Raw genomic sequence first — 14,054 nt, 5'->3', positions numbered from 1 at the left:
TCAACAACGACTTTGCTGATGCGGGCGGCCGTGCCGTTGTCGGAGTCGGCACAGGCATGAGCATCCAGCTCGCGATCGGCCCTGACCCGCCGGTGCGGTCTTCACTTTTGGCGCTGGACTTTCCATGTTCCGTTTTCTGCCAGGAGTTTGAGGCCCGCCTGCGGTGTTTCAATGCGGGTTTCCTGGACAGAGGCATCAAGTGCAAATGTCTGCCCGGGTTTTTCCAGGGTGAACCAGAAAGAGCCGGAGCGCACCAGAGGTTCGCCTTGAAACCAATAGTCGTTTCCTCTGAAGCTTTGCGATTGAATGCAACCGGGCCAGATCAAGCCTGAGCAACTACTGAAACGCTCGGCTGCTGTTCTGGGCACCACCAGCACAATGGCAGGTGAGACCGTGAGCAGGTGCATCTTGTAAGGAAAGTCCCGCCCGTCCTTGCCATGCTCGACCTTGTTCAGCCAAGGCCTTAGCACCGGCAACTGCTCCGTAAATGAATCAAGCTCCCCAAGCAAAGGCCAGATGTGAACGCGTTTTCCAGAGGAATCCGTGAATGCATAGTCGCACGTTGGGCCCGCAAGAAAACCGCTGGGGCCGCATCTGTAAACAACGTTTGGCCTCGCACCCCCTGTATTCAACGCTCCGGGTACGGTCTTTGACCGGGGTGCATCAAGCTCGTGCCATGGTCCGGCGAGTGGGGCACAGGCCACCAGTGCGAGCAAGGCAGACAACGAGACAGCAGTCCGGGCGAGATTGATTTTCATGAGGGTGACGAGATGGATGAGAAGGCGTTGAAGGCGCTTGTGCGGGCGGCTGCGGCTCTGAACAAGGCGTAGACGACGCCTCCTGGCGCGGTGCAATCCGTGTTTTGAGGCGAAAAAGTTGACTATTTTTTGACGTACTTCCAAACTTCATCGGCAAGTGCAATTAGTGTGCACCCGGCTAAAAATATTGTGCCTGCAACTACACCCCATGCTAGCCATTCCCTTCCTTTAACGAATGGGAGTTGCATCGCGTATGCAGTGCCGTAATCCCAGGCGATACCGATAAGCCCGAACGCCGAAAACACCAACGCCCACACCAACACTTTTGCCACGGAGAGTTGGGCTTCTTGCTTGCCACGGATTCGGTACTCTTCATCCAGCTTTGCTTCCAAAGCCAACAACCTCTCATCAAGTGCTACCCGCCGCGCATACTTCCCCGCTTGATGTACTTCTTTCTGTTCATCACTTAATTCGTCCCAAGTCGGCTCAAGTTTTTTCCATTCAGCGTTTTCTATCTCGTCGGCGGCCTCGCGCTCTCGCTGCAGAACTTGCCAAGGTATGTCGAGTTCCGGTGGGCCAAACCAAATTTCGCGCCAAGGTTTTTTATCACTCGCTGTGCGAAACGAAAGCACTGCAACACAAAAAACAATGGTGGTAATGAGAATTGTCCAGCCGATGTTCTCGTTGATGTGCTTCAACTCTTGGTAGAAGAACGCGATCAACCAACCGCCCGCGAGGAAAAGAAGGAATACCCCGGAGTTTATGAATGCCTTCTTCTTGTCGGTGGTGAAAACGATCCACATCTTCTTCCAGTTGAGGAAGATAAGGAACGGAGGTAAAAGGACACTGATTGCCATGCCAGTTATCCGCTCCCATTCAGCTTTTGGGTACTCTGCGTAGTACCAAACGCAGCAACCAATGAAGGCCATCCATGCAATGAAAAGACCGCCGGCAAATACGGCCATATGGATAGTCTTTGCTACGCCATCAGCCGCAGCCTTGTTCGATGAAACCATGGCAACCAAAATCAGTGCCAACAGTATTGCGATTACCCAGCCCATCGCGCCTCCCTATTTGTCTTGTAGTGTCGGATACTACATTTTTTGAGGTGAAGATGGGCCATAGGCCGTTTGACCAGACTATTTGCTGCTACGCGTCCTCAAGAGTCTTTGTTCAATGCCGCCCGCAACTTATCCTTCTTGCTCGGCCGCTTCCCCTTGATACCACCGGTTCCCGCAGGGTCCACGGGATTCGGCGACAACACCTCCACAGGCTCAAACCCCACCACTTGCTCGCGCGCCACCTTGATGCCCTGGCGCTTTTCGATCAGTTTGAAGTGCGCTTCGGTGGCAGCACTCACAAAACTCACCGCCAAACCTGACTCACCCGCACGCCCAGTACGGCCTATGCGGTGGGTGTAGTCGGTGGCTGATCGGGGCAGGTCGTAGTTCACGACTACGGGCATTTGCGCGATGTCGATGCCGCGGGCGGCGACGTCGGTGGCCACGACCACTTGCACGGCCTTGATCTTGAAGTCTTGCAGCACTTGCGTGCGTTTGCCCTGGCTGAGCTCGCCGTGGAAAGGTTCGGCTTCTATGTCTACTTTGCGCAGTTTGTCGGCGACGATTTCGGCGGCGTGTTTGGTGGCGACGAAGACGAGGACGCGCTCCCATTTTTCGGTTTGCACCAGATGGCGCAGCAGTTGGGTGCGGCGGGGTGCGTCGACTTCGATGGCGCGTTGGGTGATGTCGGGTATGGCTTGCTCTACCGGTGCGACTTCTACGCGTAGCGGGTTGCGCAGCAGGCTGGACGCCAGCGCTTCGATGGCGGGCGGGAAGGTGGCTGAGAAGAACAGCGTCTGGCGTTTAGCGGGCAGCAGGGCCAGGATGCGATTCAGTTCTTCGCCAAAGCCGAGATCGAGCAGGCGGTCGGCTTCGTCGAGTACCAGCGTGCCGGTGTTGGTCAGCGTCAGGGCGTTATGGTCGATCAGGTCAAGCAGGCGGCCGGGCGTGGCGACGAAGATGTCGGCGCCGCCGCGAAGGTTCATCATCTGCGGGTTGATGGAGACGCCGCCGAACACGACCGCGACTTTCACGCGCTGCGGCAGATATTTGGCAAACCCGACGATGGCTTCACCGACTTGCGCGGCCAGCTCACGTGTGGGCACCAGGATGAGGGCGCGCACCGGCCGGTGCTGGCGTTCTGTAGGCACCGGTGCGTTGACCAGTTGCTGCAGCAGCGGCAGCGAAAACGCCGCCGTCTTGCCCGAACCCGTCTGTGCCGAGCCCAGTACGTCGCGCCCTTCCAGAATGGCGGGGATGGCGGCTGACTGGATGGCGGTCGGGGCGGTATAGCCCTGTTCCTCCATCGCGCGCAAGAGTGCGGGCAGCAGTGCGGGCGAAAAGCCCAGTGAGGAAAATGGCATGGGTGGGTGTGGAGGAGGGTGAGAGAGAGGGCGGAGAGCAAGCGCGTGGGGCGGTTTTGCGTTGCCACTTGAAGCCGCAAGTTTAAGCCTCGAGCCTTTGGCGAGGCCCAGGGCGGGTGGCACGAGGCTGCACACCGCTTTGCACCGATCAAGCCCGCAAGCTGCTTGCTATCAAAAGTAGAGCTAGAAGCCAATGACCTGCCTGGGCTGGAGGCCTTTTTTGCTTAATATTTTGGGCGAGAGCCGCCAAACCCCGAGAAACTCATGGTTGAGGCTGCCTGGCCGGCGCCAGAAACAGCAGCGCGCACGCCGACGCCCCCAGCGCACACAGCACACAGCCCAGCACCACCCAGCGAAACGCGTTGATCAGCACTTCGGGCGCCGCCGCCTGCACCGGCCCCTGCAGGCTGACGGCAAACACCACACCCAGCACCGCGACGGCCAGCAGGCCGGCGACGCGCGCCACGGCGTTGTTGATGCCTGAGGCAATACCGGCGTGGGCGGTTGGCACGGCGTTCATGACGGTGGTGGTCAGCGGCGCGACGGCAATCGTCATGCCAAGGCCCAGCACCACCATGGCCGGGAAGAAGCCCGCCCAGTAAGACCAGCCCACGCCGGGCAGCGCCAGCAGCGCAAAGCCGGCGGCCGCCACGGCCGGTCCGGCCATCAGCATGCGCCGCGCGCCAAATCGCTCCGTCAGCTTGGCGGTGCTGGACGATAAAAAGCCCAGCAGCAGCGACAGCGGCAGCAGCGTAGCGCCCGCGGCGGTGGCGGAGTATTTAAAGGCGCCTATCAATACAAAGGGCAGAAAAAACAACGCACCGCTGAGCGCAAAGTACAGCAGCAGCGTGAGCAAATTGGTGCCCACAAAGTCGCGCGACTTGAAGAGGCCCAGCGGCATCATGGGGGCGTGCGTGCGGGCTTGCACAACGACGAACGCCACCAGCAGCGCTGCGCCCAGCGCGATACAGCCCAGCACAGCGGCCGCGTTCCAGCCGCGCTCGGGCGCCAGCGTGAGTCCGTAGGTGAGTGCGCCCAGCCCGCCGGCCACCAGCAGCACGCCCGGCCAGTCCAACTGCTGCGGCGCGTCCGGGTCGCAGCTGTCGGGCACGGCATAGAGAGCCAGCCACACGGTGGCCACCGCCATGGGCACATTCAAAAAGAAGATGGCCCGCCACGACACCGCATCGACCAGCCAGCCGCCCAGCACCGGCCCGGCCGCCCCGGTGATGGCGGCCCATGCCGCCCAGGTGCCAATGGCCTTGCCGCGCGCCTCGCCCTCAAACACATTGCCGATGATGGCCAGGCTGGCCGGCACCAGCAGCGCCGCGCCCACGCCTTGCACGGCGCGCGCAGCAATCAGTGCCAGCGGGCCGGGTGCAAAACCGCAGGCCACCGAGGCCGCCGTGAAGATCGCGATGCCCAGGATAAAAATCGTGCGGCGGCCAAAGCGGTCGCCCAGCGAGCCGCCCACTAGCACCAGCGAGCCCAGCGCCAGCAGGTAGGCGTTGATGACCCACTGCATGGCCGCCAGCCCGTCGGCCGAGCCGCCCGTCAGGTCGCGCTGGATGGCGGGCAGGGCGATGTTGACCACCGAGCCGTCGATAAAGGCCATGGACGAGCCCAGCACCGTGGCGGCCAGCGCGAAGCCGGGGTGCGGGGCGCTGTCGGCCTTCTGATGTTGGGCGCGGATGATGCCTTCGTCGCAGGGGGCGTGCGGGTTGCCGGGCATGAGGGCTCCTGGTGTTGGGTAGGTGGCGGATAGATGGCGGTGGATGGTTGTCCGGTATTTGACAATTAGTCTAATTATGGATAATATTTCCAGATGACGACACATACCGTGACCGCGCAGCCACCCATGCCCCATCCTGCCAGTTCCCCGCCATCCAAGGCAAGCATGCCGGCTGATGCCCAACTCCTGCTGCTGGACAAACACGCGGTCGAGTCCCTGCTGCTGCCCGCCGATGTCCTTGCGGCCACGCGCGAGGCCTTTGTGCTCCACAGCCAGGGGGAGGGCCGCGTGTTCTCCCTGGTGCGTGAAAGGCTGGCAACCGGCGGTGTGTTCGGCATCAAGTCGGGCGACGTGGGTGCGCAGTCGCTGCTGGGCTTCAAGGCGGCCGGTTTCTGGCCTGGCAACCTCGCGCGGGGCGCTGATGCCCACCAGGCCACCATCATGCTGCTAGACCCCGCCACAGGTCGGCCGACCTGCCTGATTGACGGCAACGCCGTCACCACCGAGCGCACCGGCGCCGCCGGCGGCCTGGGCCTGGAGCTGGCGCGGCAGGACAGCCGCACGATGTGCGTCTTCGGCACCGGCGTGCAGGCGCAGGCGCAACTGCGCTTTGCCCTTCGCCAGCTGCCCGGGCTGCGCCAGGTGTTTTACGCCACGGCCAATGGCGGGCCAAAGGCCGCGTTTGAAGCGATGTTTGCCGGCCAGTGCGCCATCTCGCATGCGGCAGACGTGAATGCCGCCGTGGCCCAAAGCGATGTGGTGATCACGGCCACGACCGGCAAGGGCCCGTTGTTCGAGCTGGCTGCTCTCCGGCCCGGCACCCACATCAATGCCGTGGGCAGCGACACCAAAGGCAAACGCGAGCTGCCCGAAGGCCTGCTTGCCAAAGCGCGCGTGTTTGTGGACGATGCAGCCCAGTCGCGCAGCATCGGCGAGCTGCAATGGGCGCCCGAAACCGCGTGCACTGAAATCGGCGATGTGCTGTCGGGCAAGGCCACCTTTTCGCGCGGCGCCGGCGATATCACCTTGTTCGACATGACAGGTATCGCCTTGCAGGACCTCACGGTCGCCCGTCTGCTGGAGCAGCGCGCGCGCCTTGCCGGCAAGGGCCAAAGCATTGCCTGGCCCTGGTGAGTTTGACGCCCATATCGTTCTGGAGACTCCCTTGACCACCAACCAGCCCAACCCCCTGGCCACACTCGACACGCCCGCCGCGTTGATTGACCTGCCGCGCATGCAGCGCAACATCGCGCGCATGCAGCAGCGCATGAATGCGCTCGGCGTGCGCTTCCGGCCGCACGTCAAAACCAGCAAATGCACACCCGTCGCGCGTGCGCAGGTAGCCGCGGGTGCGCAGGGCATTACCGTGTCTACGCTCAAGGAAGCCGCGCAGTTTTATGCCGACGGTTTCACCGACATCCTCTACGCAGTGGGCATGGTCGCCACCAAGCTGCCGCAGGCGCTGGCCCTGCGGCGCCAGGGCTGCGATCTGAAAATCATCACCGACAGCGTGGCGTCAGCTGCCGCCATTGCCGCCTTCGGCCGCGAACACGGTGAAAAGTTTGAAGTCTGGATAGAAATCGACAGCGACGGGCACCGCTCCGGCATCAAGCCCGGTGAGGCCGCCTTGGTGGACGTTGCCCGCACGCTGCACGAAGGCGGCATGCACCTGGGCGGCGTGATGACGCATGCCGGCTCCAGCTACGACCTCAACACCCCCGAAGCGCTGGTGGCCATGGCCGAGCAGGAGCGCGCTGCCTGTGTGGAAGCTGCCGAACGCGTGCGCTCTGCGGGCTTTCCGTGCGCTGTTGTCAGCGTGGGCTCCACACCGACGGCGCTGTCAGCCGCGCAGCTCAAGGGCGTCACGGAAGTGCGCGCCGGCGTGTATGTGTTTTTCGACCTGGTGATGCACAACATCGGCGTGTGCGGGGCAGACGACATCGCGCTCAGCGTGCTGACCACCGTGATCGGCCACCAGCCCGACAAAGGCTGGGCAATTGTGGACGCAGGCTGGATGGCCATGAGCCGAGACCGCGGTACGCAAAAGCAGCAGCATGACTTCGGCTACGGCCAGGTGTGCCGTACGGATGGCACGGTATTGCCGGGCTATGTCCTCAGCGGCGCCAACCAGGAGCACGGCATCCTGTCGCGCGAGGGCGCACCCGACACCGACATTGCCGCGCGCTTTCCCATCGGCACACAGCTGCGCATCTTGCCCAACCACGCCTGCGCTACCGGCGCGCAGTATCCGGAATATCACGCGCTGGCTGAAAACGGTGAACTGGCAACCTGGAGCCGCCTGCACGGCTGGTGACCTCTGGCTTCCATGTGGCCGGATGCTATTAAAAGCATAGCTGTTTGCGCAATAGGCTATTGGGTTTCAGGCCTTTTTGCTTGAGAATTCCTTGAGCTGACTCACTTGCACATGCTGTAGCCGCCGGTCTCCAGGTGGAAGTGGTCCTTGTGCGCGGCGTTGTAGTCGGGGCCCAGCACACCCTTGAAGTATTTGCAGGCCCCTTTGTGGGCGTCGCGCAGCAGCAGTGCCTCGGGCCCCGGCGGTGTGGTGTCGTCTTCGTCAGGCCAGTGTTTCAGCACCGTGACACGCTTGCCGCCCGCCAGCGTGAAGGCAGAAATGTCCAGCGCATTGGCAGTGGCATGGCGGCTGCGGGAACGGGCCGGTGCATTGGGCGGCGCACCTTCGCCGCTGTTGATGTTGCGGCAGGCATAGCTGCCCAGGTGGTCAATGCCCGCCACGCGCTGGCCAAAATGCAGCTGCGCCGCCGGCTGCAGCGCATTTCTTTCCCACATGAAGAACGACAGCGCCATGGGGCAACTGAGCGGCAGGGCCGCGCCTATGCGTACCGGCGCCGTACGCAGCCGCACCGCATTGCTGAACCCGCAGCCGTCGCCCGTGCTGCGGTCGGGCAATTCGTCGTACTGCATGCCGGTGGTTGCCAGCGCGGCCAGGCAGCGCGCCGGGTCGTTGCGGGCGCGTGACAGTTTGTAAAAGGTCAGCATGTTGGGTGGCGCCGTCACTTCCAGTGGCGCCCACGGGTTGACGTGCGTGGGAATCTGCAGGGCGCCGCTGTAAACCCCGTACGCCGCCGTGAGCAGGCCGCTCCATGCGGCCAGCCATACCCAGCGGCCCCAGCGCAGCCGCCTGGCAGGCGCTGCGTCGGGCGGAAGGCCGGAGTCTGGGGGAAGGGGCATGGTGTTCGTTGATAAGCGAGGGGTGCAGCCATGAGCGTACAGGCCTGCTAGCCCAAGATGGTCGGATTTGTTCTCTTGCGCCGAAATCCCGACTGCTGCAGGAGGATTCGACATCCAATTCGTCGTTTAATGGCATCGTCTGACTGATGCCAAAGCCCGCGCGCACAAGCCGCAGGCAACAGGCTTAACGGAGTATTTTGATGGCCGACAACGCAACCCACACCCCAGCCCAATCCCCGCTGGCTGCCGACACCAGCCGGCACCACCAGATGTTTCCGGTGCTCAGCGCCGCTGAAATTGCACGCATCCAGCGCTTCGGCAAGGTGTTGCAGTTCAAGAAAGGCGAGAGGCTGTTTGCCGCCGGTGAGCCCGGCCCCGGCATGTTTGTGATGCTCAAGGGTTCGGTCACCATCACCCAGCGCGACGGCCTCGGCCACGTGGTGCCCATCGTCAACCAGGGGCCGGGCCAGTTTCTGGCGGAAGTTGGCCAGCTGTCGGGCCAGAACGCGCTGGTGGACGGCCATGCCGAAGAAGATGTCGAAGCCCTGCTGGTGCCGCCCGGCCAGCTGCGCGCGCTCATCATTGCCGAAGCCGACCTGGGCGAGCGGCTGGTGCGCGCGCTGATCTTGCGGCGCGTGGCCTTGATCGAAGCCGGCGCCAGCGGCCCGGTGCTGATCGGCCAGCCCAACTCGGCCGGTGTGGTGCGTCTGCAAAGCTTTTTGAACCGCAACGGCGAGCCCAACCATGTGGTGGACATCGCCCAGGACGCGGGCGCCGCCGCGTTGATGGAGCAATACGGCGTGGCCGCCGGTGATGTGCTGGCGGTGTGCCCGGATGGCTCGGTGCTGGTGAACCCCGACGAAAACCAGCTGGCGCGCTGCATCGGCATGGTCGACACGGAAGAACACGACGAGCTGTTTGACGTGATCGTGGTGGGCGCCGGGCCCGCCGGGCTGGCCACGGCGGTATATGCCGCATCGGAAGGCCTGCATGTGCTGGTGCTCGACTGCCGTGCTTACGGCGGGCAGGCCGGCGCCAGTGCGCGCATTGAAAACTACCTGGGTTTCCCTACCGGCATCTCGGGCCAGGCGCTGGCCGGCCGTGCGTATGTGCAGGCACAAAAGTTTGGTGTGGAAATGCTGATCCCCGCGCAGGCTCAATCGCTGGACTGCGCCCACAAGGCCATCAAGGGCGAGCTGCAGGTGAATCTGACCGACGGCCGCACGCTGCGCGCCAAGACCGTGGTGGTGGCCAGTGGCGCCCGCTACCGCCGCCCCGAGGTACCGCGCCTTGAAAAATTTGAAGGCCGCGGTGTCTGGTATTGGGCTTCTGCGCTGGAAGCAAAGATGTGCAGCCAGACCGACGTGGTGCTGGTGGGCGGTGGCAATTCGGCCGGGCAGGCGGCGGTGTTTTTGTCGCAGCATGCGGCCAAGGTCAACATGCTGGTGCGCGGCCCCAGCCTGGCCGCCAGCATGTCGCGCTACCTCATAGACCGCATTGAAGCCGCACCCAACATCGAGCTGCTGCCGCATACCGAGGTGGTGAAGCTGCACGGCGATGATGATGATGGCGACGGCAATGGCGGCACAGGCCTTTCCGGTGTGACCTGGCGCAACCGCAAGAGCGGCACCGAACACGCGGCGGATGTGCGCAACGTGTTCCTGTTTGTCGGCGCCGATCCGGAAACCAGCTGGCTGACAAGTTGTGGCGCAGCCATTGATGCACACGGTTTTGTCCGCACCGGGGAGGCTGTTACCTGCAAGCACTCCGACTACAAACCCGCTCCGCTGGAAACGAATATTCCGGGCCTTTTTGCCATTGGCGATGTGCGCAGCGGCTCTGTCAAGCGCGTGGGCGGTGCAATAGGCGAGGGCGCTGCAGTTGTGGCCATGATCCACCAGCACCTGGCGGCGATGGAGAGCGCGGCTGTGGCCGTCTGATGGGAGTTTTTTATGCGTATCAAACCCTGCAGCCACGTCCCCTCCGAAGTCCACGCACCCAATGCCAAAGGTTGTGAAGAGTGCCTGAAAATGGGCGACACCTGGATGCATTTACGGCTGTGCGTGCACTGCGGTCATATCGGCTGTTGCGACGATTCAAAAAACCAGCATGCCAGTAAACACCATGCAGCGACGGGGCACGCGGTGATCCAGTCGTTTGAGCCGGGGGAAAGCTGGATGTGGTGTTATGAGCACGAGCTGCAGGTGGGCTAGGGTGCAGCTATTTCGCGTAGCTAAAGTCGTAAACAAGAGTTCTAATGAGCGCTGCGACAGGTATATTTAATGGAGCAGGAAGGTCATATGGAGCGGGCAATGGAAGCTGGTTTTGTGGGTGGATTTGCCACCTTATATTGCACCCATATGCGGTATAAATTACGTTATACGGTGCGCGACGTCGCGCTCATTTCCGCGATCGTCCTCTCGAGCTCATTTCTGCTGTCGCATGCTTGGGCGAACAGCACACCGCCCCCTGCGGGAACTGCGGGAGCGCGACTGGTGTTCGAAAAATCGACTGTTTCGATCTCAAACGAACAAAGGTCGGCGCTCGACCATGCAGCCGAGGAAATGGTGGCGAAGTGCGGGCCGGACTGGGCCGCAAAGTCTTGGGTACGCATCGAATACTCGGTTGCCCCTATGTCGCTTCCTCGGCGAGATTATCAACTCATTGGAACGCGGGCAGAGCGCGTTCGCGAGTACATGAAGCGGTTCAATCCCAAGCTCACGCGGGTGTTGATTGATATATCGGAGAGTCCATTTGACGACACTGCTGGTAGTAAGTTTGATCACTCGATCGTTGTGTCCATGATGTGCAGCCTGTGAATGCCCTGCATAACATGTCAATCGACGCGGACCCACAACAGCAGGAGGCGGCTCCGCCGCAAAGGGTGATGGTCCGGTCATTTTTACGTTAGGCAGCAGAAAAAAATGCGCGCACCTGGTCCTTCGAGCAACATTACTCAGTTGGTTTTTTGTCGCGAGAACGTTGATCCCGACGTCGTGACAAATCGGCTCGGGTTGGATCCATCGGAAGCTGTGAGGCTTGGTGAGTGCACAACGACGGGCGTTAGAGCGGGATCCGCGTCGCCGGTTGGTCTGTGGAAACTGGATCTACCAGAGGCTGGCGAAGATCTCACGGTGGAGCAGCAGTTGGCCAAGTGGATTGGACTCCTTCAGCCGAGGTCTGCGGCGCTAAGCAGCCTGCGGTGTGAGGGTTACTCGCCTTATCTGGACTGCCGGGCAGAGCAAGGCTCGTTGTCGCTTTGTATCGCGCCTGATGTACTCGCGTCACTTGGCGAACTGAATGTCTCACTTAGCATCTGGCTTTATGAGCAATCGTGATCGCCAACTGACTAACATGACAATCGACACGTACCCACAACATCAGAAGGCGGCTTCGCCGCAAGTTGTTGTGGTCCGGTCATCTTCACGTGAGGCCGTAAAAAAATACTCTCTGTCTGCCAATTTCCGTCAGCCGCAGCGTGACCAGTCCTAACCGGTTGCTGGTGTCTTTGCTTCGCGTTCACCAAGCCGCATGCAGATCGGTATGTTTACGACTTTAATTGCTCGGAATAGCAGCGGGCGGGGGCGCCGCCTTGGTGGTCTTGGTGAACTCCGTCGAGGCCACCATCACCGGGCTTGATTTCGGGCTGCGCTGCCAATGCTCGTCGGCTGCTTTTTCAATCGCGTCCTTGTCGTAAACGCCTTTTGAGAGGTCAGCCCATACATGCACATAGGCCCGGCACCAGGCGTTCCTGGCCTCATTGACCTTTTCTTCGGAAAGTTCCGGAGTGGCGCCAGGGTTGGGATCGGATTCGGTGGCCATGCAGCCATCGTAGCTGCCGATGGCTGGCGAGTCTACTGCTGTGAGGGCGCAAAGAGCCGGCCCGTGGCAGACGTTACCTTACCTCACGCAACCTATCCCCTCAAGCGCAACCCTGACATCCGCCGGCCCCCGCACCTGAACCGCCTGAAGCCCGGCGGCCCTGGCGCCTTCGACGTTGTCGGGGTGGTCGTCAAAGAACAGGATGGCGTTGAGCGGAACGCCCATCGCGTCAGCGACGTATTCAAAAGAGCGGCGCTCAGGCTTGCGGTAACCGATCTCGGACGACACAAAAATTCGCTCGAATGACTGCGCCAGGCGGGGGTAAAGCGCGGTCCATACCGCCTGATGTGTGGCGTTGGTGTTGGAAAAAACATAGCACGGGAGATGGTTACGCGCTTCCTGCACCAGGTCGAGCGTCTCGGTGATCTCGTCGCCGAAAATGGCGTTCCAGCCTGCGGTGATGTGTGCCGGATTGTCTTGAAGCTGCAAGGCCTCGGCCAGATGGGCGAAGTAATGCGCCGCCGTGATTTCGCCGCGCTCATGCTGCTGGTAGGGCAGATCGGCGCTGAAGGTGGCTTTCAGCTCTTCGAGCGATAGCCGGGAGATTGGCTGCCAGTGCTCAAGCACGCGGTTGAAATCAACATCGATCAACACGCCGCCTAGATCGAACAGCAGTGCCTGGACTTTGGTGGTTTGCATGTTGCTGGGTTTTATGGGTTTTTGTAGGTCTTGTCGCTGTGCGGCGCAGCCAGGAATTCAGGCAACTGTTCAGCCCGGGCAGAGAACTCACACAGGGCTGGGTAGTCAGCCGCGTTCACTACCTCTGGAATCATGGCCTGCGTGAAGTGCCATGTGATGCCCGTGGTCACGCCGTCCTGGCCCATGGTGCCGCTGGTCGCCGCCAGCGGTTTGCGCCGAAGTTCTGATTCCAGTTCACCATAGGCCGCCAGCAACTGGCCCGTCACACGAGACACCCAGGGCTGGTGCAGCTTTTCAGCGGGGCGCAGGTTGCGCTCATAGATGATCTGCACGCTTTTTTCACAGGCGGCCATGGCCAGGCCAATCACGCGCAGTGCCTGCTGGCGTTCGGCAATGGCCGCCGGCATCAGGCTTCTGGGCGGCGCCTGCTGCACGGCCAGCGCCTCGGCGTAGTCGATGATCAGGGTGGAGTCCATGAGCACCGTGCCGTCGTCACACACAAGTGAGGGCGCTTTGACAACCGGGTTGATCTGCCGGAATTTCTCAAAGGTGCTGAAGACCGAGACCGATTGATGTTCAAAGCGCAGGCCGAGGAGTTGCAGGGAAATGGCTACGCGGCGAACGTAGGGCGAGTCGAGCATTCCTATGAGTTGCATGGCAGTTCCTGTTCAGGGTTTACCGGTCACGACGGATTTGTCTTTATGAGGAAGAGGCGGCGACTGGACCATGAGGTCGCGCACCGAGCCAATGGCCAGCGCCAGAAAAGCGGCGGCGCAGAGTTTGTAAGTGACCTTGGCCCACCGCATGCCGGCGCGGCGAAAGATCCTGTCAACCACTGCCGCGCAGAAGAAAGCCCATACCACCGACGACACCATGAAGCCCACAAAAAAGATGCCGTAGTCGGTGGCCGTGGGTTCATGGATTCCCACGGCGCCCAAGGCGCTGCCGAGCGCGGCCCAGTAGGCAATGTTTTGTGGGTTGGTGATGGACAGGAGAACCCCTGCGCGCATGGCCTTTTGGGGTTCGGCCGTTGCCGGGTCCGTTAAAGCGAATTCCTGGCTGGCGCAAAGCCATGAGTCGCGCGCAAGCCAAAAGAGATACAGCGCCCCGGCGATACCGACGGGCCAGCGAATCCACTCCAGCTGAAGCAGCAGCCCGATCCCGACCAGCCCGAGCAGGGCCCACAGCGCGTCGCCGGCCAGTGAGCCGATTTGTACCGCCAGGGCAGGCCGGAAACCGCCGCGCACGCCCTGGCGCACCGTTTCGGCAAAAACAGCACCCGGCGCGGCATTGAACAATAGCCCGAGCAGGAAAGCGGAGATGAAAAGAGTGGTCATGAATGCGAAGGGAATATAGGAAGACCTGACGTTTATACCGCGCAAGCGGCATACGCGCAGGCCTTGTGCGG

15 protein-coding genes are annotated in these 14,054 nt (G+C 61.8%); 6 read left to right on the top strand and 9 right to left on the bottom strand.

Features of this window, described 5'->3' with window-relative positions; translation table 11 throughout:
- Positions 1–101 precede the first annotated feature (101 nt).
- The 4 genes from AC1DWQ_RS17715 to AC1DWQ_RS17700 form a co-directional block, all read right to left on the bottom strand.
- Positions 102–758 carry a hypothetical protein gene (locus AC1DWQ_RS17715; protein WP_477670815.1) on the bottom strand — a complete coding sequence of 219 codons (657 nt, stop codon included), beginning with the start codon at positions 756–758 and terminating at the stop codon, positions 102–104.
- 122 nt (positions 759–880) lie between these two features.
- Positions 881–1,819, bottom strand: coding sequence for a hypothetical protein (locus AC1DWQ_RS17710; protein ID WP_477670814.1), 939 nt, complete (start codon positions 1,817–1,819; stop codon positions 881–883).
- Positions 1,820–1,917: 98 nt separating this feature from the next.
- The gene (locus AC1DWQ_RS17705; RefSeq protein WP_477670813.1) at positions 1,918–3,183 is read right to left on the bottom strand and encodes a DEAD/DEAH box helicase; all 1,266 of its coding nucleotides are present in this window, start codon (positions 3,181–3,183) and stop codon (positions 1,918–1,920) included.
- A gap of 262 nt (positions 3,184–3,445) precedes the next feature.
- Positions 3,446–4,915, bottom strand: coding sequence for an MFS transporter (locus AC1DWQ_RS17700; RefSeq protein WP_477670812.1), 1,470 nt, complete (start codon positions 4,913–4,915; stop codon positions 3,446–3,448).
- A 165-nt stretch (positions 4,916–5,080) separates the two neighbouring features.
- On the opposite strand from AC1DWQ_RS17700, the gene AC1DWQ_RS17695 reads away from it, so the two are divergent.
- Entirely contained in the window at positions 5,081–6,049 is a 969-nt protein-coding gene (locus AC1DWQ_RS17695; protein ID WP_477671213.1) for an ornithine cyclodeaminase family protein, read from the top strand.
- Between the two features lie 31 nt (positions 6,050–6,080).
- Positions 6,081–7,229 carry a DSD1 family PLP-dependent enzyme gene (locus AC1DWQ_RS17690; protein ID WP_477670811.1) on the top strand — a complete coding sequence of 383 codons (1,149 nt, stop codon included), beginning with the start codon at positions 6,081–6,083 and terminating at the stop codon, positions 7,227–7,229.
- 101 nt (positions 7,230–7,330) lie between these two features.
- Here the strand turns inward: AC1DWQ_RS17690 and AC1DWQ_RS17685 are convergent, their stop codons facing one another.
- Complete coding sequence (locus AC1DWQ_RS17685; RefSeq protein WP_477670810.1) at positions 7,331–8,125, bottom strand: extensin-like domain-containing protein; 795 nt, start codon at positions 8,123–8,125, stop codon at positions 7,331–7,333.
- A gap of 200 nt (positions 8,126–8,325) precedes the next feature.
- On the opposite strand from AC1DWQ_RS17685, the gene AC1DWQ_RS17680 reads away from it, so the two are divergent.
- The 4 genes from AC1DWQ_RS17680 (at position 8,326) to AC1DWQ_RS17665 (ending at position 11,463) form a co-directional block, all read left to right on the top strand.
- Complete coding sequence (locus tag AC1DWQ_RS17680; protein ID WP_477670809.1) at positions 8,326–10,065, top strand: FAD-dependent oxidoreductase; 1,740 nt, start codon at positions 8,326–8,328, stop codon at positions 10,063–10,065.
- 12 nt (positions 10,066–10,077) lie between these two features.
- Positions 10,078–10,338 carry a UBP-type zinc finger domain-containing protein gene (locus AC1DWQ_RS17675; protein ID WP_477670808.1) on the top strand — a complete coding sequence of 87 codons (261 nt, stop codon included), beginning with the start codon at positions 10,078–10,080 and terminating at the stop codon, positions 10,336–10,338.
- Between the two features lie 69 nt (positions 10,339–10,407).
- Complete coding sequence (locus AC1DWQ_RS17670) at positions 10,408–10,944, top strand: hypothetical protein (RefSeq protein ID WP_477670807.1); 537 nt, start codon at positions 10,408–10,410, stop codon at positions 10,942–10,944.
- A gap of 105 nt (positions 10,945–11,049) precedes the next feature.
- Positions 11,050–11,463 carry a DUF4279 domain-containing protein gene (locus AC1DWQ_RS17665; RefSeq protein WP_477670806.1) on the top strand — a complete coding sequence of 138 codons (414 nt, stop codon included), beginning with the start codon at positions 11,050–11,052 and terminating at the stop codon, positions 11,461–11,463.
- Positions 11,464–11,680: 217 nt separating this feature from the next.
- On the opposite strand, the gene AC1DWQ_RS17660 is transcribed toward AC1DWQ_RS17665, so the two are convergent.
- The 4 genes from AC1DWQ_RS17660 to AC1DWQ_RS17645 form a co-directional block, all read right to left on the bottom strand.
- A complete protein-coding gene (locus AC1DWQ_RS17660; protein ID WP_477670805.1) occupies positions 11,681–11,947 on the bottom strand; it encodes a hypothetical protein in 267 nt (88 codons plus the stop codon).
- A gap of 78 nt (positions 11,948–12,025) precedes the next feature.
- On the bottom strand, positions 12,026–12,646 hold the full coding sequence (locus AC1DWQ_RS17655; protein ID WP_477670804.1) for an HAD-IA family hydrolase: 621 nt from the start codon (positions 12,644–12,646) through the stop codon (positions 12,026–12,028).
- An 11-nt stretch (positions 12,647–12,657) separates the two neighbouring features.
- On the bottom strand, positions 12,658–13,302 hold the full coding sequence (locus tag AC1DWQ_RS17650) for a glutathione S-transferase (RefSeq protein WP_477670803.1): 645 nt from the start codon (positions 13,300–13,302) through the stop codon (positions 12,658–12,660).
- 12 nt (positions 13,303–13,314) lie between these two features.
- Positions 13,315–13,983 (bottom strand): LysE family translocator, encoded by a 669-nt coding sequence (locus AC1DWQ_RS17645; protein WP_477670802.1) that lies wholly within the window; start codon positions 13,981–13,983, stop codon positions 13,315–13,317.
- Positions 13,984–14,054 lie beyond the last annotated feature (71 nt).

The organism is Polaromonas sp. P2_G11 (assembly GCF_056403595.1).
Note: the sequence above shows the minus strand (reverse complement) of the source record. Positions and strands in the feature narration are given on the sequence as shown.

Excerpts from the sequence above, each read along its gene's own strand:
- AC1DWQ_RS17715 (WP_477670815.1), bottom strand. The coding sequence starts at position 758 with ATGAAAATCAATCTCGCCCGGACTGCTGTCTCGTTGTCTGCCTTGCTC.
- AC1DWQ_RS17710 (WP_477670814.1), bottom strand. The coding sequence starts at position 1,819 with ATGGGCTGGGTAATCGCAATACTGTTGGCACTGATTTTGGTTGCCATG.
- AC1DWQ_RS17705 (WP_477670813.1), bottom strand. The coding sequence starts at position 3,183 with ATGCCATTTTCCTCACTGGGCTTTTCGCCCGCACTGCTGCCCGCACTC.
- AC1DWQ_RS17700 (WP_477670812.1), bottom strand. The coding sequence starts at position 4,915 with ATGCCCGGCAACCCGCACGCCCCCTGCGACGAAGGCATCATCCGCGCC.
- AC1DWQ_RS17695 (WP_477671213.1), top strand. The coding sequence starts at position 5,081 with ATGCCGGCTGATGCCCAACTCCTGCTGCTGGACAAACACGCGGTCGAG.
- AC1DWQ_RS17685 (WP_477670810.1), bottom strand. The coding sequence starts at position 8,125 with ATGCCCCTTCCCCCAGACTCCGGCCTTCCGCCCGACGCAGCGCCTGCC.
- AC1DWQ_RS17680 (WP_477670809.1), top strand. The coding sequence starts at position 8,326 with ATGGCCGACAACGCAACCCACACCCCAGCCCAATCCCCGCTGGCTGCC.
- AC1DWQ_RS17675 (WP_477670808.1), top strand. The coding sequence starts at position 10,078 with ATGCGTATCAAACCCTGCAGCCACGTCCCCTCCGAAGTCCACGCACCC.
- AC1DWQ_RS17670 (WP_477670807.1), top strand. The coding sequence starts at position 10,408 with ATGGAGCAGGAAGGTCATATGGAGCGGGCAATGGAAGCTGGTTTTGTG.
- AC1DWQ_RS17665 (WP_477670806.1), top strand. The coding sequence starts at position 11,050 with ATGCGCGCACCTGGTCCTTCGAGCAACATTACTCAGTTGGTTTTTTGT.
- AC1DWQ_RS17660 (WP_477670805.1), bottom strand. The coding sequence starts at position 11,947 with ATGGCCACCGAATCCGATCCCAACCCTGGCGCCACTCCGGAACTTTCC.
- AC1DWQ_RS17655 (WP_477670804.1), bottom strand. The coding sequence starts at position 12,646 with ATGCAAACCACCAAAGTCCAGGCACTGCTGTTCGATCTAGGCGGCGTG.
- AC1DWQ_RS17650 (WP_477670803.1), bottom strand. The coding sequence starts at position 13,302 with ATGCAACTCATAGGAATGCTCGACTCGCCCTACGTTCGCCGCGTAGCC.
- AC1DWQ_RS17645 (WP_477670802.1), bottom strand. The coding sequence starts at position 13,983 with ATGACCACTCTTTTCATCTCCGCTTTCCTGCTCGGGCTATTGTTCAAT.